Consider the following 23,128-nt stretch of genomic DNA (forward strand, 5'->3'; position numbering starts at 1 on the left):
TTTATTATTCCTTATCGGGTCCAACATTTTCATTGCGTTTTTTTGGGATACAATACAGCACAGTTTCCAATAACATATCACCATAGACTCTAATGTACATGTCATAGTCTGGAACCATATCGTTGATCATCAAAGGAATATCCCATAAATCGCTAGGATTGTGATAGAGACAAATTGCCAAAACAGGGCGATATGTTTGAATAATATTCTTTGCCCCTAAAAGAGCCGCCTTTTCAGCCCCTTCTATGTCCATTTTGATAAAGTTGGGTGATCCTCCAAAAACCACGTCATCGAGTGCCACACAACTCACCAAATTATCTTGTGATCCCGTGGTTCCGGTTAATCGGCTTGAAGTACTGTGTTCAGCATCAAAAGCTAACAAACAGCACTTACTCCATACGCCAGCAGGGTAAATAAATACTCGCCCCTGATGTTCCAACCCCAATGCTTTAACTCTACAGTTTAATTTATATAGATTAATGGGGTCAGGCTCAAAACTAGCGCAGTATTCTACCGGTAGTGCATGTAATTGCGCAGCGGTAAATAATGAGGTTAACGTATCGCCATTATATGCACCCGCATCAATAAAACGCAGTGCTGACAAATGGTTAAAAACAGGTATATCTTCAGCAAAATATTGAATATGAGGATCGGGGATTGGATAATCTTCAACTCGATGATGTTGACGAAAACGAACTATTTGATCTAATAATTGCCGACTCTTATCATCAAATAACAGACCCCTTACTTTTGCCAATTGCTCGAGTTCCACCATTTCATCAATCACGGCTGAATACCAAAGACTGTGGGGAATTAATTGTTGGATAATAGCAGGACAAGCAAAAATGGACTCTGTAAAGTCATATACTCTAGTAAAGCCCTGTGCCACAAGCTCAGACTTGATACGTCGACTTAATAACCCTACTGATATATATATTTCGGCGTCTTTGTTCTCGATATCTTCTTGGCGTATTATCGGCAAGTCATATAGATGAGTCTGTTGACTATAGGCATCAATAAAACCATCAAGTGTGATCGATGAGAATTGAAAACTTTGAAAAAAAATTTCACCTTGAATGCCTGCACCAAAAATATACCTTTCACTCATTAGCCTTTCCCCCCGTACAACATCGTTTCAAGTACGGCTGTCCAACCATTATTTAAGGAATTATACTGTTCCCTCAACAATTTCTTAGACACTTTTCCCGTTGCCGTTAATGGCAATTTTTCTGGGAAAAAGTATTTTAGAGGACGCTGAAAAGGCGCTAATGAACGGTTGATTAAGGCTCGAAGCTGTGGCTCTAAACGATCTGCATCTTTTACAATACAGATGGCGACGATAACTTCACCTAGCAACTGGTCATCTACACCGATAACAGCCACTTCTAACACTCTTTCATGCGTGGAGAGTACAGCCTCAATATCCTTCGGATATATATTGATGCCCCCCGAAATAATAACGTCTTTTTTACGACCAACGTAAGTTAAAAAACCTTCGCTATCGAGTTTACCGAGATCGCCAGTTAGAAAATAATCTCCATGCCACGCAGCCAATGTTAATTCAGGTTTATGGTAATAACCGCTAAACGCTAGTGGAGACCTTACTGCTATTTCCCCAACCTCATTGATCCCACAGACGCATAGATTTGAATTGAGTATTCGAACATCGATCGCTTCACATGGGTAGCCGACAGTATTAAATTTAAATTTTGCATCACAGGGCGCTAAATTGGTTGCGACGGCAATTTCTGTCGCGCCATAAATTTCGTGAAAATCACAGCCAATTGCGTCAAAAATTTTCTCTTTAAAAGCCGCATCTATAGGAGCTGATGACGTCACTATAGTTTTCAGTGACTTTAATGCTATCGCGTTATCGAGTAGTTCATCTTTTAAGGCATACAGGTGCGACGAGACACTGATCACAAAACTCACCGCATGTTGCTCAACTAACACTAACCACTGTTTTGGCGTAAAGGGGGCCAATCTCACTAAAGTGGCTCCCAATAATAAGGGTACAAAACTAAGTCGCTGACCTAAAGAATGAAAAAATGGTGAAGCACATAGCACTACATCGTCAGACGTTAAATGATACAGATCCCAAGTCTGTTGCGCTCTTGCAAGTTTGACACTTTGTGACACCACAATAGGTTTAGGATCACCGGTTGAGCCAGATGAAAGGGTGATCAAAAAGTCGTTATCTATGGCTTCTTGGACCAACGAGCTAAGCGCTTCTGACGCATGGCAATCATCTTGAGTAAATTCAATATTATTAGCGTAAGTATTGTGATTGGAAGGAATATTCCCCGTAGGTATCGCCAATGCATCAGTGGCTATAATACCAAACGGCAAGGCTAAAGAATGCACTTTTGCGCTAACACTACGATCGTAAACCACAAGATTAACATCTGTCGCGTTCCATCCGGCCAACAACTGTGGTGCCAGCATTTGTGCATTCGTAGGTATACATGCACCATCTAATTTTGCGATCGCAACAGAGACAGTAAAAGAATGTAATAGAGAGTCAGTTAACAGCGCTACTCGCGGTCTTTGAGTTTGGCAAATCAGTACAATCTGCTTGCACCATAATTCAATGAGTGACAACAGCTGGCCATAGGTATAACACTCATCGCCATCGATCAACGCAGTTTTATCATGAAACTGCTGGGCAACCAGCCTAAATCTCTCATATAAGCAAGACATCAGTCTCTACCCGCAATTTTATTCACCACCACTTGCGCTAAATTACCTATGACTTGGAGCTCAGACTCTGCGAGTTCACTTGGCGCGAACTTAATCTCGTATTGACTTTCTAATGTCATGATAAGACTCAAAATAGCAAATGAGTCTAAGTAGCCAGTTGAAACAAAATTGCAATTTTCATCAATAATCTGACTGTCATCTTCTAAATGTTGCCGCACATAATCGATGATAAAATTTGTCACGTCATTTATTGTCATTACTACTCACCCATTTTTAAATGAAACATTTCAGACTATTGAATAACATCCCAGCTTAATCTGTCGCCAGCGATGAGATCTTTACCCGCTTTGCGCCCCAAAATTAGTGACTTATATTGTGGGTCAAGACCGAAACCTGGCCGCACAGATTTAACATTCAGCTCAGTAAAAATATCGCCCTGCTGCATCGGTGCCGAAATATACAGTGAGCGTCGTCCATTTCGATTCTTATTCGCACCGGGCGTTAAGCTGTAATCTACTTTGCCAACCGCCAATTCCGCTCGACGGATCTCTGCCAGCATCGTTTGAAATTCAGCGACTGTGAGTGAAAAGAAGCTATCGACAGTTTCTTCTCCATCATCCAATTTTATATGTTTTTCAATTACATTTGCGCCTAACGCAACAGCTGCAATCGATACGCCTATACCAACTGTATGGTCAGAAAGTCCAGCAGGACATTGGAATGTGTCTTTTAAATGCTGTATCGTTTTTAGGTTAACTTCTGCTGGAGGTGTAGGATAGGCTGTTGTGCATTTGAGTAAAATTATTTGCTCACAACCGTGTTGCTTAAGACAAGTTACCGCACGGCAAATATCTTCTAAGCTTGCCAGCCCAGTAGAGACTATGACTGGCTTACCTGTCTTGGCGACTTTTTCTAGCAATGCTAGATCGACAATTTCGGGAGACGCTATTTTATAAGCCTTTACAGCAAATTTTTCTAGCTCGTCGACTGACGTCTCGTCGAAGACAGAACCAAATAACTCAACCCCAAGTTTCGCGGCCTCGGCAAATAATTCAGGTAGCCATTCCCAAGGAGTATGAGCATATTCATATAATTCATAAAGGTTTTTATAAGCTGCCCATGCGTTATCCATTGGGATAGCAAAATCACCATGATCCACATTTAGCGTAATAGTATCAGGACGATATACTTGCAGTTTAATGGCATCGGCTCCCGCATCGGCAGCGGCTTTAAGTAGGGTAACTGCTTTACGGATATCTCCGCCATGATTTCCCGATAACTCAGCAATCACATAACAGGGCTCTTCGTCACCAATCCCGCGCTCACCAATATTAATCTTCATTTGCACATAACCTTTAATTTATCTCAACCCATCTCTCAGTTTTATTTGACTGTACAACAGCGTCTAACATAACGAGACCATCATGGGCATGCTGCCAACCAAATACATAAGGCGACTGAAATTGCCCCTTTTTACGGAACATAACTAGTGCATCGGCAATATCGTTATAAAGATTAGCAAAAGCTTCAACAAAGCCAGCGGGATGTCCAGGTTTAAAGCGTTCGCGGACTTCTTCTTTAAAATGACAATTGCCTCTATCATAAGTCATCCGAACAGAGTCTTTACCGTAGATATGCAGACGCTCCGGCTCCTCCTGATACCACTCTGCACTCGCCTGTTCACCAAATAATCTGACTCTAAGCCCATTACGATGGCCTAAAGCTGTCTTACTAACCCAATAGGAAGCCCGCATCCCCTTTTCAAATTTTGCCCACAAATAGGCGTCATCGACTATGCCATCAAAAATCGAGAAATGATGAAAATCGGCATTTACGCTCAAGGGAATTTGTCCAGTAATAAACTCACTCAGATGCTGCACATGCACGGCAAGATCTAATAAAATCGTAGGGATTGCACCATCCACCAAACGCCAAGCTTGAGGATGCATTTTTTCTGGTGCTTGAATAAAACCATCTGAGTGAAACTCAATTTGGATCTGTTTAAGCTCCCCAAAAGTGCCTTCTTGTACATGCCTGCGTAACACTCGCACCATAGGATAACCGCTGTAGTTAAAGGTCACAGCGAGGAATCCTTTAGTCTCATCGAGGGCTTTTTGGATCGCTATCGATTGCTGTAAATCCGCCGCCATCGCTTTTTCACATATAACAGCGACTCCTGCTTGCAGCAAGGCACATACGACATCAACGTGACTTGGTGTTGGAGTTAGCACGACAACGGCATCGAGCAACGCCGCCTCTTTGGCAATATATTGCTGCCAATCGGAATACACACGATCTGCAGGAAGATGCCATGTCGCGCCAGTTTTTAAACTGGTATCTATATCGCGTGAAAAGCATCCAGAAACTAATTGCCAACGCCCGTCCAACTGACTAGCCGCACCATGGGCGTAACCCACGGCCGAAGTATAAGAACCGCCAATAAATCCCAACTTCAACGGTTGTGGGGTTACTTCCATAGCGATCATTTTGCCACCACCTGTATATTGTGTAGCTGCGGATCTGGCTTAGTCGTCCGAGTTACAAAGAAAAACTGACTATAATGTGCATCAGCAAATACCGTGCCAATGGCTGAAGCATAGGGATGCGTTTCGTCTATTGTCTCAAAGCCAAGATAATCATTCATCAGCTTCACATACTTGTTCTCACGATGAATAACCGCAATCCAAGGAATACCAGAATACTTTTTATCACAATGAGTTAACTGCCAATTAAGTGCAAGTAGCGCATCTTGGAATCCCGTGTCATCGTCACAAACAAACCAACCGCCAATTAAAAAATGCAGTTGTGCAACTTGTCTCACTTGATGCCAAATATACAAGCAAGCTTGTCCGTTTTTTGACAGTAAATAAGACTCACGTTGTGTGTTGAACCACCATGCATAGTGCGCTAAACGCGGAATGGGCTGCACATTAATCATATTTTGCGCATTAGCTGCTAAGTTACGGCTATCAAGGTAATGATTAATATCTCGATCGCTAACAGGACGTAAACTATGATGTTTCGAGAGGATCAACTCAACACACGGTGCAGAATGTTTCACTTTCTCCTCAGGTGTAAATTCACCCATCATGGCTTTGACGACTCTTTGGGCCCCTAGCCCATCTAAATGAAATCGAGATGAATTAAGTAAACCTTGGACTCGGCCATTATGCCTTATAACCGCATCCACAAATTCAGGAAGACAAGCAACATCTTGCTCACACCATTGGTCAACATGGAAGAAGTGGCCGATATCTTCTAACTGCTCTATTGGCGTGACTTGGTTTTCTGCCGTTGAAAAGGTCAATGCTGGTTTATTGAGCGCAAGCAATTGATATAAAATTCCGCCTGCTGCACCTATATATAAATCGCACGCCTTTAGATAAGGGTACAATTCTTTAATACCAATGAGCGGCTCAACCCAAGGAGTGTCCGCACATTCAGCGATAAAAGTTAGAGAGTCATCAAACAGGGGCCCAAGGATAACCTGAATCTTTATCTGATTTCGTTTCGCTAAAGGTTCTAAATTCGCCACTAACTTACGAATAGTAACAATATCTCCGCCACCACCAAGACCAACTAAGAGAGTAAAAGGCTGTTCCGCAGGCTGCGAATGTATAACAGCTTGTTCATAATGTTCAGATAACAGCACAAACTCTGGGCCAAGTAAGGCCATACAGTGTGAAGGCAATTTATCTTGGTAATAAAGAGACGTATTGTCCCCACGCCAACGTACATCTAACAAGATGTCACACTCATGGGGGCGACAAAGATCATCAATAGACAATACTTGATAGCCATGTGCTTTAATCAATAACTCCCAATCTCGACCCAAATAATAGTCATCCACGACAACCCAGTCTGCGTAAAAGTTATTCGCTACGCTCAGAAATAACGCAGCATCATGTGACTCATCTTGGTAAGTTGGCGATACTAAATTGAGTGAAATATAATCGAGTCCTTCAACAAATGCGGATAACTCCTGCTCGACAGCTCCCAATACCAAAAGGCATTTATGACCTTGTTGAATCAATTCTCTTGCAAGCACAGCACAACGGACTAAGTGACCAATCCCGATCCCCTGCCCAGCATTTACTCTAAAAACGATCCTCTTCATCTTAGGCACTTTGCTTGAGCATCACTTGATATAGTGCCTCGGCTCTTGCCCAATCTTCTGGAGTGTCAATATCTTGAACTTGGTGGCGAGGTAATGGATATGGTATAGAATCACTCGAAAACATCCCCTTACTCTCCAAGAAGCCTTCTGTCGTGCCCCAATAGAACTGACCTGCATCGTGGTAAGCTTTTTCAAGATCTTGAGAGCGAGTATTAAAATACTCTGGTTGAAACATCTCAACATCTCCGTGAGTCGTTATTTTAAAGGCACGTTGAATTGAAGAGGGAAATTCTGTTACGCCAAAGCAAAACTTTTTATGCTTGTTTTGCTTTAATGTCGCAAATGCGTCTTTTAATATTTCCGCTCGAATAAAGGGGGCCGTGGCATACATAACGCAAGCAAACGAAGGCTTAGAGTTAGACTCTATTAACCAGTTAAGCGCATGCGTCACCACCACACCTGTCGTCGCAAAATCATCGGCTAATGCTAAGGGACGGACAAAGGGAACTTCAGCACCATATTGCAGCGCAACCGCGGCAATTTCATCATCGTCAGTTGATACTATAACACGATCGAAACAACCGCTAATTAATGCAGCTTCAATTGTATAAGCAATAATGGGTTTACCATTAAATGCCTTAATATTTTTTCTCGGTATACGTTTACTGCCACCACGGGCGGGAATTATTGCCACGTTCACTACAATAATCCTTTTAATGTTTCAGTAATAAAAACTAACTGTTCGTCCCTAAGATCGGGATAAAGCGGCAAGGTTAAACAATGGCGATAAAACTGCTCAGCTTGAGGGAAATCATGCTCAGCAAAACCTAGATTTAAATAATACGGCTGTAAATGCACAGGAAAATAGTGAACATGTACACAAATACCTGCCGCTCTCATCGCATCAAAAACCACTTTACGGGCAATATTCTCAGGCAATAAAATCATCATAAGATGATAAGCACTAAGTGTATTATCTAACGGAGAGACAAATTCAACCCCAGTGTCTTTCAATAGGAAATGATATCGACGAGCTAATTGATTACGTTTAGCTACAAACTCATCTAGACGCGTAATTTGGCTATTTCCTAACGCAGCTTGTAAGTCCGTCATACGATAATTGAAGCCCAAAAAATGCTGCTCATAATACCAATCCCCTTCATCAGGTCTTAGCATCATCTCTTTATCCCGTGTCACACCGTGGCTGCGATAAAAAACCATTGCCTTAGCAAGTTCTGCACAATTAGTTGTAGCGACACCTCCTTCAGCAGTAGTGATAATTTTAACAGGATGAAAACTAAATACCGTAATGTCACTATACTGACACTGACCAATATATTGCTCCTGATATTGCCCACCTATAGCATGTGAGGCATCTTCTATAACCCTTACACCATACTGCTTTGCAAGCGTTCCTATCACATCCATATTACAGCTATGGCCACATAAATGAACGGGTATGATGACCTTCGGAAGACAACCTTGCTTTTTGGCTTCTTGTAGCTTGTTAGCGAGAGCAACTGCACTCATGTTACCCGTGAGGGGATCAACATCAACAAAATCAACCTTAGCACCACAATAAAGAGCACAATTAGCTGATGCTACAAAAGTGATGGGAGAAGTCCAAACAATATCTTGTTGTAAAACACCCAGTGCTAAACAGGCCACATGTAACATAGAGGTCGCACTGTTACCCGCTATGGCATACTCTGCCCGAGTTACAGTTGCAACTGCCGATTCGAACATAGGCACCTGGGAACCTTGGGTCAGATAGTCAGAAGTCAAAACAGTCGTAACTGCATCGATGTCTGATTGACTTATTGATTGATGTCCATAAGGAATCATTATGCTTCCTCATCGAGTAACTTTATTTGCTCAATTGATAAGAAATGAGGATTATTACCCGAATGATACTCAAATCCTTGTTCGACTAAGGTGCCTGTTTCACCTAACATATTAGTAGAATAGTTATTATTCTTACCAAAAAATGAAATGCTCGGTGTAATAACAAAATGGTCATCGAACTCAAGTGTATGATGCGAATCATCCCCAGGACACATAATTTCATGCATTTTCTCACCTGGGCGTATACCTACAATTTCATGCTTTAATCCTGCCCCATAGGCATCAGCTAAGTCGGTGATGCGAACAGACGGAATTTTGGGGACAAAAATCTCACCACCTTGCATCCGGGAAAAATTCTTAAGCACAAAGTCCACCCCATCTTGCAAGGTAATCCAAAAGCGAGTCATATCGGGATGAGTGATAGGTAAAGAAACGGCACCGTTATTCACTAATGATTTGAAAAAAGGTACTACTGAACCACGAGAACCAACAACATTACCGTATCGCACTACTGAAAACCGAGTATTACCTTCACCCACAATATTATTTCCAGCAACAAACAATTTGTCAGAAGCCAACTTAGTCGCTCCATACAAATTGATCGGATTCGCAGCTTTATCTGTCGATAATGCGATAACCCGCCTGACTTTATTCGCGATTGCTGCTTTGATCACATTCTCAGCACCATGAATGTTGGTTTTAATACACTCCATAGGATTGTACTCTGCGGCAGGTACTTGTTTTAACGCAGCGGCATGAATCACGTAATCAACATCTTTCAACGCTTGGACAAGTCTATCAGCATCACGAACATCACCAATGAAATAACGCATACAAGACGCGTTATAAACTTGCTGCATTTCGTATTGTTTTAGCTCATCACGGGAAAAAATAATCAACCGTTTTGGTTTATATTTCGCCAATATCATTTTGGTATATTTTTGACCAAAAGAACCTGTTCCACCAGTTATGAGAATCGATTTATTGTCAAACATATACGCTCCGAATGATCACTGTAGTGCCAACACTATCTGACTTAGGTATATCACAACCTACTAAGGTTGGAACATTAGTTATAAAGCAAAAAACATACCAAAATTCACTGGCGGTAAGACCAAAACGATGATTATCATAAGTAAAAACATGAACGCTACTAAACCACAACCATGCATAAATTTATATAATTTTAGTAACTTAATTTGAATTGTCGACCGTTTTTAGAATTTTTACGACAATCTATTCCAAACTGTGTTTTTAATCATCAATATGACTACAGTAAAAGTCTAATCCAGAGCAATTTGACTTATTTTCCCTAAATTAGCAAAATCACCAAAAACAAAAAACGAGCGTTTTTTATACAAGTTTGATATTAAGTCCCAGAGATACAATAACTATTTGTGAGGCAATCGTGCTATTTTTTTACAAAAATAAATTTGATTTCATTATGCTATCTGCATGAAAATATGCGAAAATTTTCCGTACATATTCAATGTTTGCCAAAAATTTGACTATAACGAGATAACAAGGTACACAACAGATGATGACAGTAAACGAACCCATTCTCTCCGCTGTTTTCTCGGTTAGTCAATTCAATGAGTACTATCTACCGAGCATTAATCGCAACACCTTTGAGCAATGCGACTCGAAAACGCTATTTAATAATAGGTATAAGGCCGAGTTTTCCCATAAAGATACCCTTCACATAGTCATAGGTCTGGATTCTGGTTTACTTGCTAACTATGTTATGGAGCTAGCTATTCCCGATGGCAGTAAATTTATTTTTGTAGACTTTAATGCAGTACTGAACTTACTAACAATTGAAGTCCCAGACGAACTATCTGAATCAATTGAAATATGTTCGCCTGAGATGTTTGATGCATTATTAAAAGAAACTCGTAATAATATTTTTATTGCTAAAAATCAATTTAAAGTTCATCGTTCAATTGCAGTTTCAGGGAACTACATTGATGAATATGCACAATTAAATTATTTCGTTGAAAAAAAAATAGAACACGAGCACTTCGAAAGCAATATCGGCTTTTCCCAGAAAATTTTTATTAAAAAGCAACTAATTAATTTAAGCGAAACTCTTCAGCCCGCATCCATACTAAAACAGAAATTCATGGGTAAAACCTGCATAGTTTTAGGCGGAGGCCCTTCTTTAGATGAGCATATCGACTGGATAAAAAGCCATCGAGAACAGTTGGTTATTTTCGCTGTATCAAGAGTAGCGCATAAACTGACTATTGCAGGAATTCCTGTGGATATCATAGTTTCGGTCGATCCCCAAGATCATGCGTTGACAGTAAATAAAGAAATGATGGCCTTGTACGAAAACAGTCTATTTATTTGCTCATATCATGTTAGTCCCCTATTACTCGGACAGTGGGCTGGCAGCGTGCTATACACAGGTCCACGATTACCTTGGGATTCTCGAGATAGCGATAATATTTTGCCAAAAGGCCCTACCGTAACTAATGCCGCTGTGCAAATTGCCGAAGAAATGGGATTTGAACAAATATTACTTTGTGGCTCTGATTTTTGTCATTCTCAGTCTGGTGCAACCCATGCAAAGAATACATTCGGTGCAGATATTGGCCCTAATTTAGGAGTCATGTTCGAGTGGGTAGAAACCTATTCAGGTGAAATGGCAGAAACTCCAATACAACTCCTTCAAGCCATGCAATCTTTACAAGAAGAAGTGATTTGTTACCATGCAAAGTGTATCAATTTATCAGCAAACGCTGCAAGAATTGAGGGTATACAACAGCTTTCACCAGAACAACTGGTGCTAGCAACAATTACACCTGAAGATAGAGCTATACTTCAACCAAGTAAGCACAAACTATCTATCGAACAAAGACGTAAGCTATTAGCAAATACCCTAACTGATCTCTCTTTAACCTCAAACACTTTTAATGCCTTAATAAAATTGCTCAAAAAGGCCCTGCATTATTCAAATACCATGCTAAAAATAGAGGGTACCACACACACCGTTGTTGAACTACACAGAAAAATAGACAAGATTGAAAAAACACTCAATCAAAAATACCACCATTTTGGAAGCTTAATTAAATTTTACGGCTACTACGAATTCTCACATTTCCTATCGACAAAACAGAGCGAACATTGGTCACAATTAGATCTCAGTACAAATAATAACATTTACTATAAGGCATATTTAAACATAGCCACTGAACTTAGCGTCTTAATCAATGATGCCGCATCCAGAGTGGAAATAAGATTAGCTGAACTCACTGTGCCAACAGATATAACGGCGATTGCTAGACAGTGGCGGCAGGATAATCAGCTAGGCCGAGCATTAATTTGGAAACAAAACTATATGCCCGACCATCAGAAGTTGAATGATGCAGATATAGCTCTACTCGACGAGATTGAACAAGAATACTTACAATATCTTAGCCAACAGAGTCACAGTACTAGTGCAAAAGAGGCTACTGTCAATAATGTGGAAGATGCATTTAAAAAGCTGGCGATCTTAATGCAAAATCAGCACTTACTCGGGATAAGCAAAATGATTCAATACATCAGTCCATTTATCACAGATAACCCAGAGTTAACCCGTTTATATTATTTAGCCTCGAGTTACCAATTTTTACTTCTGCACGAAGAGTCCGCAGCACTAGAGTCTATACTTAATATCTCAGAAGAGTATCGTACGGAAACTGAACTAAAACAAATTATATTACTCTCCCTGAAACTCAAGGATATTACGCTGGCTGAAAATACTTATAGTAAAATTATTGTATTTAGTGACGATTACTTACCTCACTATGCTCAAATACTTAAGCTTCAAGGTAAGTACCAACAAGCGTTAGACTATTATCTAAACTATTTAGAAAAATACCCAACTGATATTCCGGTGCTTCTCAAATTTGGGCTTTTTTGGAAGGATATAGGCCAACCCGAACAAGCCGTAAGCGTATTAACAGAAATATTAACCTTAGATCCGAACAACTTTGCAGCACAAATGCATTTACAAAAGCTTTATCGTAATTTAGAACTGAAGTCAAATTGACAAATTATGTAAGCTTAAGATCCACAAGCCCGCGAACCTTAGGTATAATCGGGCATAATTTACTATGTAATAAAGAGCTAATGTGGCCAACACTTATATACCGCTAGATCAATACCGCCGTAAGTGGATTTTCAACCACAAGGACTTGCCTGTAACTGACGAAGACAAGGCGCATATCCTGCCGTTAACAGATAAAAGTGCGATGGAAATCTGGAATCAATGGATTAGCAACAAGAGTAGTCGTGCGGAGCAATTCACTAAGGGAGATTGGGCGGCGAAGGCTGATGCTTGGGTGGAAACAGATCATTGGCAGAGTGCTTGGGATAGTGAAGAGAGCAGTTTACCCGCCATGTTAGCCGAGTTTATACAATGGCCAGATGAGACGCCGGTGTATTTTTGCTATGAAAAATATCAGATTATTGAAACTCGTTGGGATGTGTTCGTCCGTAATTGGAAGTGTTTTCTCTTCTTCGACGACGGTCCAATTTTGATCTCACCAAAACAGAAACAAGCTGTGATGTTCGAACAGAGTGGACAGTACAAGCTGGGCACTCGCGGATAATTTATACCAGATTGCTTAACGCTGATAATTTACCCGCCAATAGTTTTACAGCAATACTTTTACGTCAGTATTTTAACGCGATGAGTCATCTTGTTGGCATGCCCATACTTAATGATGAGTATGCCATACTCGAAAGATACTTAAGCACAATTAGCCTATCTCTCCCCTCTTCTTTAGATTAACATCCATTTCCGATGCCGAGTATTTGAGAAGTTGGGGTCAACTTTCTGCTGTAAATACTCATAAAATCTGATTTAAACCCAATAATTAAAATAGAAAAATGAGGTGTATTATGAAGTTACTCTCCACTCTTACCCTAGCCAGCGCGCTGTTATTACCCCACACATTAATGGCCAAAGAAGTCTCAGGTGTGCAAGTCGCTGATACTGTGACGTTAGATAGTCAAGCATTACAGCTTAATGGCGCGGGGGTTCGCAGTAAGTTCTTTATGGATTTATATGTGGGCAGTCTGTATTTGCCAGCGGCCTTGAGTAGCACAGCAGCGGTTATCGATGCTCCAATTGCGGCAATCCGCCTTAACATTACCTCTGGCATGATCACCTCAGAAAAAATGCGCGATGCGATCACCGAAGGTTTTGAGCACGCGACGGCAGATAATACCGCCGATATTCAACCGCAAATCGATGCCTTTATGGCGCTGTTTAACGAAGAAATTAAAGAAGGCGACCAATTTACCTTAGTCGCCAATAAAGCCCGCGGCGTGACGGCCTATAAAAATGGTCAGGAACAAGCCACCATCGAAGGTGAAATGTTCCGTCAAGCACTGTTAAAAATTTGGCTAGGTGACAAGCCAGCCCAGAAAAGCCTCAAAGAGGCCATGCTAGGCAAATAACTGACATTAACGTTAGAATTTGAATTCGATATCCAAGGCCGCAGCGCCTTGGCTATCCATATCAAGCGCAGCTTGGTCGGTCACTTCTAACTCACCATCAAAGTAATAACCGGCGTAAAGATTTACTGTTAATGCTGGGGTTGCTTGCCAACCGCCACGTAAATAACTCACCCATTCGTTCGTTTCTACCACAGTGTCATCGTCTTCGATAAGGAATCGCTCAGTACGACGCGAACTACCAAAGCCGACATTCCAATCGGAATTAAATCGATAACTCAGCTCTAATCCTGCGGGACCGCTAAAACCGGCTTGGAAAGGATTGGCGAGTGCCCAATGTTCATCTATCTGCCAGCGCATGGCGAGATATGGCACAGTGCGAACTTCATAGATATCATTAAGATACGCGACGCCAAAGCCAATCATATTCCCCGAATCAAATGCATACATGGCAGACGCCACAATACCGTAACTCTGGGCTTCGCTGGCCGATGCAGTATCGGCGTAAGCATATTGGATCTGCGGCGCTAAAAAGAAGGCCCAATGTTTATCCATGCGATAATTTAACGACACTCCGGCACGGTAACGATTGATATGCTCCCAATTCTGCCCGTCGGTACCAAACAGCGGTGCGACATTGTTAGCACCAGTGAGGGTGATATTGCGCCAATCATAATCCAGCCTGTCGTAACCCACACGAAAGCCCAAAGACCATTGCTGATTTAACGGAACATTCATCCCTGCACTCAGTAATAAACTATCCCTTTGTAGCTCAGTATTACCATTGGCAACCTCGGCACTCTGGGTGCTGATCTGCGCGACACTTAATCTAAAAGGCTTGTATTCCTGCGAAGGTTTATCAGCTGCAATAGCAGCACAGCTCATTAACGGCAAAAGTAATACAGCGCTTTTCAGCAGGCGCAGTTTTGCGCTCGATGGTGAGAGTTCTCGATTAGCCACGTCAGCTCCTTGCATTTAAATTGATTAACAGATTTTTGCGCATAATACGCGCTATCAAGCTAAAAGGTTCATGCTTTCAATGTTCAGATACAAAATGATACTTTTATATTGTGCAAGTTTTATTAAACCCGATGCGCCTTTAGGAACATGTCTGCACAACCCAAAATATACTCATTTCTATCGTCAACGAGTTCATCGGCCGCCAAGCCCAATTCTAATTTGAGTTTTAGCTCACCAAACAACATTAAACATAAACGCACCGCACTATGGTGCGCATTACCGAAGTGATATTGCCCTAGGGCTTCTACTGTCACTAAATAATCCGCCAATAACCCCACTATATGTTTCGGGCCCGCGTCGAAGAACAACTGCGACACTTCAGGATGACTTTCGGATTGCGCCACACAGGCTTTGAATACCGTAATAGCTTCAGGGCTGACGATCATCTCCCCAAACTGCAGGGCAAACTGAGTTAATGCCGATTCAGGCTTAGTGGGATCACTTAACAAATCATCATTAAGATTATGGCCAACACATTTAGATTCGATTGCCGCAACAAATAATTCATCTTTGCTGCCGTAATGGGAATAGACGGTTTGTTTCGACACGCCCGCAAGCTTGGCAACCTCATCCATACTGGTATGGGGAAACCCTTGACGACAAAATAAATCAATAGCAGCCACAAGCACTTGCTGACGTTTTTGTTCGCTACGGCTCAGAGGTAACTGCGTCTCAGAGGAATGCGTCATATCGACTCTCGAATAGATAGACATAATAAATTGGCATTAGTTAAGCACAAAATAGACTAGACAGTCTAGTTCCGCACAACTAGACTAGCAAGTCTAGTTACATTGCATTAACGTTTAACTTACAGCGGAAGCACTTAAAATGGATCGAACTGCCCGACGTTCTTGGCGCACTATCAGCGTCTGCGTGTTTGCTTTAGTCACATTATCCGCCTGTCAAAAGGAAGTCACTGAACACGCCACGACAACCGTACTGCCCACAGTCACGAGCCAAGCGTTGATCCTGACCCCAAGCTATCAGCACGAGCAGACCTTCACGGGGACTATCCGTGCGGGCAACACAACTGGCGTCGGCTTTGAACTGGCTGGTAAGTTAAACGAACTACAGGCCGATTCCGGCATCAAAGTGAAGCAAGGCCAAATACTGGCAATCCTCGATACCCGACTACTCGAAGCCGAGCGCCAGGAAATCCAAGCGAGTCTGGCGCAAACCCAAGCCGATGTTGATCTGGCCACCAGCACTCTAAAACGTAATCAAGAATTGAAAAAATCGGGCTATGTCTCTGAGCAGCTATTAGATGAAAACCGCTCACAATTAAATAGCTTAGCCGCGGCGAAAAACCGCCTACTTGCCTCACAGCATGCCAATCAACTTAAGCTCGATAAATCCATCTTAGTGGCGCCCTTTGACGGCACCATCAGCCAAAAACTGCATAACTTAGGCGAAGTGGTTACTGCGGGCAGCCCTATCTTCACCTTAGTGGGCAATATCAATCCTGAAGCCTACATTGGCGTACCTGTCGCGTTAGCGGAGCAGTTTTACGCCGGACAGCAAGTACAAGTCAGCGTGCAAGACCAAACCTTTACCGCCGAAATTGCCGGTATCAGCGCCGAAGTGAATCCCGTCAGTCGCACCCTACAACTTAGGATCAGCCTGCCCCAAGATGCCCGTGTGATTAACGGTGAAATTGCGTATCTGCATCAACAGCAGCAAATTGAGCAAGCTGGGTATTGGGTGCCAATTTCAGCGCTGACGGATGGCATTCGCGGATTATGGAATCTGTATGTCATCGCAAATGATGAACAGCAATCCATCATAGAGCGACGAGATGTGGAAATTCTCTACACAACCCAAGACATGGCCTACATTCAAGGCGCGATTCAGCCCAATGAAATCTATGTCAGCCAAGGACTCCATAAGCTGGTCGTAGGCCAAGCCGTGTCTCCCATTGCCGCAGCCACGAGGTAGTTATGATTAAAGCCTTTGTTGAAAACGGCCGCTTAGTCAGCCTCGTTATTGCACTATTACTGGTCGCGGGCTTTGGCGCTATCTCGAGTCTGCCGCGCACTGAAGATCCACACATAACTAACCGTTTCGCCTCTGTGATCACCCCGTACCCCGGTGCTTCGGCCGAGCGGGTCGAAGCCTTAGTCACGGAAGTGCTCGAAAATCAGCTCAGACGCTTAGAAGAAATCAAGCTGATACAGTCGACCTCTCGGCCGGGGATTTCAGTCATACAGTTAGAATTAAAAGACACAGTCATGGAGACAGATCCCGTGTGGTCTCGGGCGCGAGATTTATTAGCCGATGCGAAAATCAATCTGCCCGAGGGCATACCATCCCCGACACTCGATGATCAAATTGGTTATGCCTACACCGCCATTTTAAGCTTAGTGTGGAATAGCAATACGCCCGTTCGAGTCGATATGCTCAACCGCTACGCGAAGGAATTACAGAGCAGGCTCAGGCTGTTGTCAGGCACGGATTTTGTCAAACTCTACGGCGCACCGACCGAAGAAATGTTAGTGCAGCTCGATGGCAACAAGATGAGCCAGTTACAACTCACTCCCGCTTCCATCGCCCATATTCTCAGCGGCGCCGACAGTAAAATTGCTGCGGGTGAAATCAACAATCGTGAGTTTCGCGCCTTAGTCGAAGTCTCGGGCGAACTCGACTCCTTAACCCGCATTCGCCAAGTGCCACTCAAAATTGATAACCAAGGCCAAATTATTCGCCTTGGGGATATTGCCACTATCACGCGCCAAGCCAAAACGCCCGCGGACAGCATAGCCTTAGTCGATGGTGAACAAGGCGTTTTTGTCGCCGCGCGCATGCTTAACAATAGCCGTGTCGATCTCTGGCAAGCACAAGTGAATAGCGTCGTCGATGAACTTAATCGCGAAGTGCCCGCCAATATCCAGATCCAATGGCTATTCGAGCAAAACAGTTACACCAGCGATCGCCTTGGCGGACTCGTGGTTAACCTGCTGCAAGGATTTGTGATCATCTTGCTGGTATTGCTACTCACCCTCGGACTACGAAACGCCATCATAGTGGCGATTTCATTGCCCCTTACAGCACTATTTACCTTGGCCTGCATGAAATATATCGGCCTGCCCATACATCAAATGTCGGTGACAGGACTCGTCGTCGCCCTTGGGATCATGGTGGATAATGCGATTGTGATTGTCGATGCCATCTCACAACGGCGCCAACAAGGGATGAGCCGCCTTGCCGCAGTGAGTGAAACCATACACCACCTTTGGCTGCCCTTAGCGGGTTCAACGATTACCACGATTTTAGCCTTTGCGCCCATAGTACTGATGCCCGGTGCCGCTGGGGAGTTTGTCGGTGGCATTGCCATGTCAGTGATGTTTGCGCTGCTGGGCTCTTACCTGATTTCCCACACGATAATTGCGGGACTCGCGGGACGATTTAGCCATGAAGGCAAACATGATGTCTGGTATCAACACGGGATCAATCTCCCGCTGCTGAGCCAATATTTTCAAGCGAGCCTCAGAATCGCCCTTAAGCGCCCTATTATCAGTGCGCTGCTTATCGGCATTACGCCAGTATTAGGTTTTTACGCCTCGGGCAAGATGACAGAGCAATTCTTTCCGCCATCGGACAGGGACATGTTCCAAATTGAAGTCTATCTTGCGCCCCATGTGAGTTTAGACAACACCTTGAACCAAGTGCAACTGATGGATAAAAAGCTCCATGCCGTCAAAGGGATAATTCAAGTCGATTGGGTGGTGGGCGGCAATACGCCCTCATTTTATTACAACCTGACGCAACGCCAACAGGGCGCGACTAACTATGCGCAGGCCATGGTGAAAGTGACCGACTTTGAACGTGCCAATGAGCTGATACCCGAATTACAACAGCAGTTCGACAGTGCTTTCCCCGAAGCACAAGTACTAGTACGCAAACTCGAGCAAGGTCCGCCCTTTAATGCGCCGGTAGAGTTGATGATCTTCGGTCCGAATCTCGATACGTTGCGATCGCTGGGCGACGAAGTCCGCAATATCCTCGCGCAAACGCCGGACGTACTCCATACCCGAGCCACTTTAAGTGCCGGTGCGCCTAAGCTGTGGCTGCAAGTGAATGAAGATGCCAGCCTGATGAGTGGTTTAAGTCTGACGGATATTGCCAAGCAGATCCAAATGTCGACCACGGGCGTTATCGGGGGCAGCGTACTTGAGCAAACGGAGTCATTACCCGTTCGAGTTCGACTCGGTGATGGCAGTCGCGAACAAGTCACCCGCCTTTCAGAAATTCAATTAGTGACACCTTCGGGTGAGTCGGTCGCGCTCTCAGCCCTCGCCCACAACGAAGTACAAGTGAGCCGCGGCGCCATTCCAAGACGTAACGGCCAAAGGGTGAATACCATAGAAGCCTATATTGTCAGTGGTGTGTTACCCGCCCAAGTGCTGAACGATGTCAAAGATAAAGTGGCACAACTCGCGCTGCCATCAGGTTATCGCATTGAAATCGGCGGTGAAAGCGCGAAACGTAACGAAGCGGTCGGCAATTTACTGTCCAATGTGATGTTAGTCGTCACCTTGCTATTGGCCACTGTGGTGTTGTCGTTCAACTCCTTTAGGCTCACGGCCATCATTTTATTGAGCGCGATACAATCAGCCGGGCTTGGCCTATTAGCCGTGTTTGTGTTCGGCTATCCCTTTGGATTCCCTGTCATCATAGGTTTACTAGGCTTGATGGGACTGGCCATTAACGCTGCCATAGTGATCTTGGCTGAACTTGAGGATATGCCGAGTGCTAGACTCGGCGATATGGAAACCATAGTCTCAACCGTCAGCAGTTGTGGCCGCCATATCAGCTCAACAACCATCACCACAGTGGGCGGGTTTATTCCGCTTATCATTGCTGGCGGCGGATTTTGGCCTCCCTTTGCCATTGCTATCGCGGGCGGCACGCTGCTGACGACTTTGCTCTCTCTGGTTTGGGTACCGACTATGTATCTACTGTTGATGAAAACCCGTAAGGCGAACAATCAGTCCGCCATTCCAGCTTAAATCGCATCGTGGACTAGGTATTGATACAGTTTATCTTTGAGGTTTAACCGCTCTAATTTTAACGCTAAAAAGTGCTCATCGGCGGTGGGCACTTTAGTTAACTCCAGTGCCCTAATTTTATTGTCGAGCTCATGGTAACGACTGGCCATAGTCGCAAAAGCGCTATTATTGACTTTTAGATGCTTAATTTGATCGACAAAATCAGGAAACTCATAAACTAACGCATGATTCTCACCTAGCATATACACTTCCCCTATAATGGTTCTGACTCAATGAACTCCATTCACCTTAAGCAGCTTAGTCCATGCCATCACAATACGGCCAGTTAGCAGGACTTTTTATCTGCCGACATGTCTGTGGAATGAATCCATTAACTCAAGTCTAAAACTGTTAAAATATCAAATAATTGACTATACAATTGCTTAAATACTAGACCCATATCAAGACCATGGAGTGAAACTTAGGCTACATTGATGTAACCGTTACCTATAGGATCGTACGATGAATTATAAAAATTGGCCTATTGCAAAACAAATAGGTGCCCTCGCGTTTATTCTCACACTCACCATTTTTGGCATACTCAGTACCGTTTCCTACAAAGCCGCTTCGAATGTATTAGAAGATAAAGGCATGAGTGCCATGAAGTCCGAAATGCGTGCCGTTTCAGACATGTTAGAACTGCAATACGATAGCCTTTTGCAGCTTGCAAGGCGCAACGCCGATGTGTTTAAGGAAATGTATCCAGGGCAATTTAGTAAACCAAATAAAACCGTCAATGTGATGGGAGTCAGCTCCCCCGCCCTCATGCACGAACAAGAACAAATTAACTCCTCAAAAAGTAAAGTCGATCGTTTTGCTAACCTGACAGGCGGCACGGCAACGGTATTCGTACGTGATGGCGATGATTTTATGCGGGTGTCGACCTCACTCAAAAAAGCCGATGGTAGCCGTGCGCTGGGCACCTTCCTCGGCAAAACCCATCCAGGCTATCAAGCGCTGATCAGCGGCCAAGAATACGAAGGCTACGCCAAACTCTTCGGCAAAGACTATATGACAGTCTATCGACCAGTTAAAGACGTCCAAGGTCAAGTCATTGGTATCTTGTATATTGGCTTTGATATCACCAGCTCATTAAAACAATTACAAGACGCTGTAAACCGACTCACCCTAGAAGAAAGCGGCCATTTTCTGTTAGTCCGTAAAGCGGACAATGTACTTGTCGCGCATCCTCAGTTTAATGCGGGCGACGTTATCACCGAAAGTATGCTCGATGGGTTAAGTGTGGCTGAGGCCACGAAAGATGATTCTGAGTACAGTTATATCAATAGTAAAAATGAGCCTATGTTTGCCTATAGCCAAACCGTAACCGGCTGGAATTGGATGTTGGTAGGCCAAGTTAAGGCGAGTGAGCTCAATGAAGAAAGTATGCAGTTACTCACTATCAACGCTATCGTTGCCCTCACAGGGATTGCGCTGATCACGGCACTGCTTTCAGTAGTATTAATCCGTGCACTTAAGCCGTTACATGCCCTACAAGTGCATATGGAAAGGCTAGGCAGTGGCGATTTCAGTCATCACTTAGCGCCATCGGAACCACAGAGTCAAAACGAAGTTGATCGCATCACCACCAGCGTATCGACCATGTCCTCAGAGTTAAGGCAGTTAATCATTGCCCTGCAGGATTCGGTGATGAGTTTAGAGCAGCAGGCTTCTAAGGCACAAAGTATCGCCAAACAGAATGGCGAAGAAGCTCAGGCCTTAATGCTACAAACGGATCAAATTGCTACTGCCATTGAAGAAATGTCGACCTCTATCCGTGATGTGGCGAATCATGCCCAAGACGGCGCAGTTCAGAGTCAACAAGTTGATGCCGCAGCGAAAGAAGGACAAGATCAACAAGTTAGAGTGGTGCAAGATTTACTCAAGCTCAGTGAACAGCTCAGTAACAGTCATCAGTCGGTTGAAAAAGTCAGTCACGAAAGTGAAGCCATCAGTAAAGTCACCGAAGTGATTAACAGCATTGCCGAGCAGACAAACTTACTGGCACTCAATGCGGCGATTGAAGCGGCGCGCGCAGGCGATCAAGGTCGAGGCTTTGCGGTTGTTGCAGATGAGGTGAGAATCTTAGCTCAGCGTACCCAATCATCCATTTTAGAAATTGGCCAAACAATTGGAAAGCTGCAAACCCAAGTGAAAAGCACCACAGAGCAAATGGGTCAGAGTCATCAATTAGGCATGGAATCCGCAGCACAGGGCGAATCAACCGGCGAGCAGCTTAAGGAAATCACCCGCCGGATTGGTGAACTCGCCATTAGTTCACGTAATATCGCCTCGGCAACTGAACAGCAAAGCAGTGTTGCAGAGGAAATTACTCACAATCTGCATCAGATCAGTGAACTAGCAAATGAGGGCGAGCACCGTGCCACTGAAACGGTGCATTCAGCTAATGAACTGTCTTCCTTAGCGGCGGCTTTAAAACGCCAAATAAGCCAGTTTAAGGCTTAATTAGACTAGCGCGACGGGTTCTATTAGCTCGACTCACTCAAATGTCTAATAAGTTGTTTATCAAATGCCACCCACACTGGGTGGCATTTTTTATGGCCTTGATTCACATCAGTTTTGGGGCATCATTCAAGAAAGCGACTTGAGGAGACAGTTATTGATATTCGCTATTTTAAAAGCGCGATGTAAAAGAATAAGGAGTAAAGATTTTAAATAATACGGAGCAATAGCCTGTATCTATCGCCATCAAAAAGCGATGAAGTGATAAAGTCTAAATGGGTGAATACCTTTTAATAAGAAGTCTTCAGAGATCGTCACTTGATGAAGTGTCTTTAATGACATGCTTCACTTATTCATGCTGCCCCATTCAGCCTCAGTAATAACTGCACTTAGGCATTCAGCCCTCATAATCCACACTCTTTGTCACAACCTCTCAATCTTAGACGCCACATCTGTCAGGCATCACACTCACGACAAAACGGATATC

At 43.6% G+C, this 23,128-nt stretch carries 18 protein-coding genes; 6 read left to right on the forward strand and 12 right to left on the reverse strand.

The window, feature by feature from the left end; all coding sequences use genetic code 11:
• Nucleotides 1–4: 4 nt before the first annotated feature.
• The 9 genes from Q4Q49_RS07045 to pseB are packed head-to-tail and all read right to left on the reverse strand — an operon-like array spanning nucleotide 5 to nucleotide 9,657.
• A complete protein-coding gene (locus Q4Q49_RS07045) occupies nucleotides 5–1,108 on the reverse strand; it encodes an FkbM family methyltransferase (protein ID WP_311998979.1) in 1,104 nt (367 codons plus the stop codon).
• Nucleotides 1,108–2,700 (reverse strand): class I adenylate-forming enzyme family protein, encoded by a 1,593-nt coding sequence (locus Q4Q49_RS07050; protein WP_311998980.1) that lies wholly within the window; start codon nucleotides 2,698–2,700, stop codon nucleotides 1,108–1,110. The genes Q4Q49_RS07045 and Q4Q49_RS07050 overlap by 1 nt, the downstream gene beginning before the upstream one ends.
• Nucleotides 2,700–2,957, reverse strand: a complete 258-nt coding sequence (locus Q4Q49_RS07055; protein ID WP_311890034.1) for an acyl carrier protein — start codon at nucleotides 2,955–2,957, stop codon at nucleotides 2,700–2,702. The genes Q4Q49_RS07050 and Q4Q49_RS07055 overlap by 1 nt, the downstream gene beginning before the upstream one ends.
• Nucleotides 2,958–2,992: 35 nt before the next feature.
• A complete protein-coding gene (gene pseI / locus Q4Q49_RS07060) occupies nucleotides 2,993–4,042 on the reverse strand; it encodes a pseudaminic acid synthase (RefSeq protein WP_311890035.1) in 1,050 nt (349 codons plus the stop codon).
• Nucleotides 4,043–4,055: 13 nt separating this feature from the next.
• Nucleotides 4,056–5,177, reverse strand: a complete 1,122-nt coding sequence (locus Q4Q49_RS07065) for a Gfo/Idh/MocA family oxidoreductase (RefSeq protein WP_311998981.1) — start codon at nucleotides 5,175–5,177, stop codon at nucleotides 4,056–4,058.
• A 5-nt stretch (nucleotides 5,178–5,182) separates the two neighbouring features.
• On the reverse strand, nucleotides 5,183–6,817 hold the full coding sequence (pseG, locus tag Q4Q49_RS07070) for a UDP-2,4-diacetamido-2,4,6-trideoxy-beta-L-altropyranose hydrolase (protein ID WP_311999027.1): 1,635 nt from the start codon (nucleotides 6,815–6,817) through the stop codon (nucleotides 5,183–5,185).
• 1 nt (nucleotide 6,818) lies between these two features.
• Complete coding sequence (pseF, locus tag Q4Q49_RS07075; RefSeq protein ID WP_311998982.1) at nucleotides 6,819–7,517, reverse strand: pseudaminic acid cytidylyltransferase; 699 nt, start codon at nucleotides 7,515–7,517, stop codon at nucleotides 6,819–6,821.
• The gene (gene pseC, locus Q4Q49_RS07080; protein WP_311998983.1) at nucleotides 7,517–8,662 is read right to left on the reverse strand and encodes a UDP-4-amino-4,6-dideoxy-N-acetyl-beta-L-altrosamine transaminase; all 1,146 of its coding nucleotides are present in this window, start codon (nucleotides 8,660–8,662) and stop codon (nucleotides 7,517–7,519) included. The genes pseF and pseC overlap by 1 nt, the downstream gene beginning before the upstream one ends.
• Nucleotides 8,662–9,657, reverse strand: a complete 996-nt coding sequence (gene pseB, locus Q4Q49_RS07085; protein ID WP_263196087.1) for a UDP-N-acetylglucosamine 4,6-dehydratase (inverting) — start codon at nucleotides 9,655–9,657, stop codon at nucleotides 8,662–8,664. The genes pseC and pseB overlap by 1 nt, the downstream gene beginning before the upstream one ends.
• A gap of 542 nt (nucleotides 9,658–10,199) precedes the next feature.
• On the opposite strand from pseB, the gene Q4Q49_RS07090 reads away from it, so the two are divergent.
• The 3 genes from Q4Q49_RS07090 to Q4Q49_RS07100 all read left to right on the forward strand — a co-directional run bounded on the left by Q4Q49_RS07090 (nucleotide 10,200) and on the right by Q4Q49_RS07100 (nucleotide 14,116).
• Nucleotides 10,200–12,701, forward strand: a complete 2,502-nt coding sequence (locus Q4Q49_RS07090) for a 6-hydroxymethylpterin diphosphokinase MptE-like protein (RefSeq protein ID WP_311998984.1) — start codon at nucleotides 10,200–10,202, stop codon at nucleotides 12,699–12,701.
• An 82-nt stretch (nucleotides 12,702–12,783) separates the two neighbouring features.
• Complete coding sequence (locus tag Q4Q49_RS07095) at nucleotides 12,784–13,263, forward strand: DUF2947 domain-containing protein (protein WP_106651098.1); 480 nt, start codon at nucleotides 12,784–12,786, stop codon at nucleotides 13,261–13,263.
• Between the two features lie 292 nt (nucleotides 13,264–13,555).
• Entirely contained in the window at nucleotides 13,556–14,116 is a 561-nt protein-coding gene (locus tag Q4Q49_RS07100; protein WP_226058954.1) for a chalcone isomerase family protein, read from the forward strand.
• A 12-nt stretch (nucleotides 14,117–14,128) separates the two neighbouring features.
• Here Q4Q49_RS07100 and Q4Q49_RS07105 read toward each other — a convergent pair whose 3' ends face one another.
• Complete coding sequence (locus Q4Q49_RS07105; RefSeq protein WP_311998985.1) at nucleotides 14,129–15,073, reverse strand: DUF6268 family outer membrane beta-barrel protein; 945 nt, start codon at nucleotides 15,071–15,073, stop codon at nucleotides 14,129–14,131.
• 122 nt (nucleotides 15,074–15,195) lie between these two features.
• Nucleotides 15,196–15,822 carry a TetR/AcrR family transcriptional regulator gene (locus Q4Q49_RS07110; protein WP_071938258.1) on the reverse strand — a complete coding sequence of 209 codons (627 nt, stop codon included), beginning with the start codon at nucleotides 15,820–15,822 and terminating at the stop codon, nucleotides 15,196–15,198.
• A gap of 139 nt (nucleotides 15,823–15,961) precedes the next feature.
• On the opposite strand from Q4Q49_RS07110, the gene Q4Q49_RS07115 reads away from it, so the two are divergent.
• Together Q4Q49_RS07115 and Q4Q49_RS07120 are read left to right on the forward strand one after the other, a co-directional pair.
• Nucleotides 15,962–17,068 carry an efflux RND transporter periplasmic adaptor subunit gene (locus tag Q4Q49_RS07115; protein ID WP_311998986.1) on the forward strand — a complete coding sequence of 369 codons (1,107 nt, stop codon included), beginning with the start codon at nucleotides 15,962–15,964 and terminating at the stop codon, nucleotides 17,066–17,068.
• A 2-nt stretch (nucleotides 17,069–17,070) separates the two neighbouring features.
• Nucleotides 17,071–20,139: an efflux RND transporter permease subunit gene (locus Q4Q49_RS07120; RefSeq protein ID WP_311998987.1), complete on the forward strand. Its 3,069-nt coding sequence runs from the start codon at nucleotides 17,071–17,073 to the stop codon at nucleotides 20,137–20,139.
• Here Q4Q49_RS07120 and Q4Q49_RS07125 read toward each other — a convergent pair.
• Nucleotides 20,136–20,381 (reverse strand): YdcH family protein, encoded by a 246-nt coding sequence (locus Q4Q49_RS07125; RefSeq protein ID WP_006082467.1) that lies wholly within the window; start codon nucleotides 20,379–20,381, stop codon nucleotides 20,136–20,138. The two genes, Q4Q49_RS07120 and Q4Q49_RS07125, sit on opposite strands and share 4 nt — an antisense overlap.
• Before the next feature lie 259 nt (nucleotides 20,382–20,640).
• Between Q4Q49_RS07125 and Q4Q49_RS07130 the strand changes: the two genes are divergently transcribed.
• Nucleotides 20,641–22,644 carry a methyl-accepting chemotaxis protein gene (locus Q4Q49_RS07130; RefSeq protein WP_311998989.1) on the forward strand — a complete coding sequence of 668 codons (2,004 nt, stop codon included), beginning with the start codon at nucleotides 20,641–20,643 and terminating at the stop codon, nucleotides 22,642–22,644.
• The last annotated feature ends 484 nt before the right edge of the window (nucleotides 22,645–23,128 follow it).

It is taken from the genome of Shewanella sp. SP1S1-7 (assembly GCF_031932105.1).
GTDB classification, from domain to species: Bacteria; Pseudomonadota; Gammaproteobacteria; order Enterobacterales; family Shewanellaceae; genus Shewanella; species Shewanella baltica.

Coding starts and splice junctions, on each gene's coding strand:
- Q4Q49_RS07125 (WP_006082467.1), bottom strand. CDS start 20,381: ATGCTAGGTGAGAATCATGCGTTAGTTTATGAGTTTCCTGATTTTGTC.
- pseI (WP_311890035.1), bottom strand. CDS start 4,042: ATGAAGATTAATATTGGTGAGCGCGGGATTGGTGACGAAGAGCCCTGT.
- Q4Q49_RS07045 (WP_311998979.1), bottom strand. CDS start 1,108: ATGAGTGAAAGGTATATTTTTGGTGCAGGCATTCAAGGTGAAATTTTT.
- pseB (WP_263196087.1), bottom strand. CDS start 9,657: ATGTTTGACAATAAATCGATTCTCATAACTGGTGGAACAGGTTCTTTT.
- Q4Q49_RS07115 (WP_311998986.1), top strand. CDS start 15,962: ATGGATCGAACTGCCCGACGTTCTTGGCGCACTATCAGCGTCTGCGTG.
- Q4Q49_RS07065 (WP_311998981.1), bottom strand. CDS start 5,177: ATGGAAGTAACCCCACAACCGTTGAAGTTGGGATTTATTGGCGGTTCT.
- Q4Q49_RS07090 (WP_311998984.1), top strand. CDS start 10,200: ATGATGACAGTAAACGAACCCATTCTCTCCGCTGTTTTCTCGGTTAGT.
- Q4Q49_RS07100 (WP_226058954.1), top strand. CDS start 13,556: ATGAAGTTACTCTCCACTCTTACCCTAGCCAGCGCGCTGTTATTACCC.
- Q4Q49_RS07050 (WP_311998980.1), bottom strand. CDS start 2,700: ATGTCTTGCTTATATGAGAGATTTAGGCTGGTTGCCCAGCAGTTTCAT.
- Q4Q49_RS07120 (WP_311998987.1), top strand. CDS start 17,071: ATGATTAAAGCCTTTGTTGAAAACGGCCGCTTAGTCAGCCTCGTTATT.
- Q4Q49_RS07130 (WP_311998989.1), top strand. CDS start 20,641: ATGAATTATAAAAATTGGCCTATTGCAAAACAAATAGGTGCCCTCGCG.
- Q4Q49_RS07110 (WP_071938258.1), bottom strand. CDS start 15,822: ATGACGCATTCCTCTGAGACGCAGTTACCTCTGAGCCGTAGCGAACAA.
- pseC (WP_311998983.1), bottom strand. CDS start 8,662: ATGATTCCTTATGGACATCAATCAATAAGTCAATCAGACATCGATGCA.
- pseG (WP_311999027.1), bottom strand. CDS start 6,817: ATGAAGAGGATCGTTTTTAGAGTAAATGCTGGGCAGGGGATCGGGATT.
- Q4Q49_RS07055 (WP_311890034.1), bottom strand. CDS start 2,957: ATGACAATAAATGACGTGACAAATTTTATCATCGATTATGTGCGGCAA.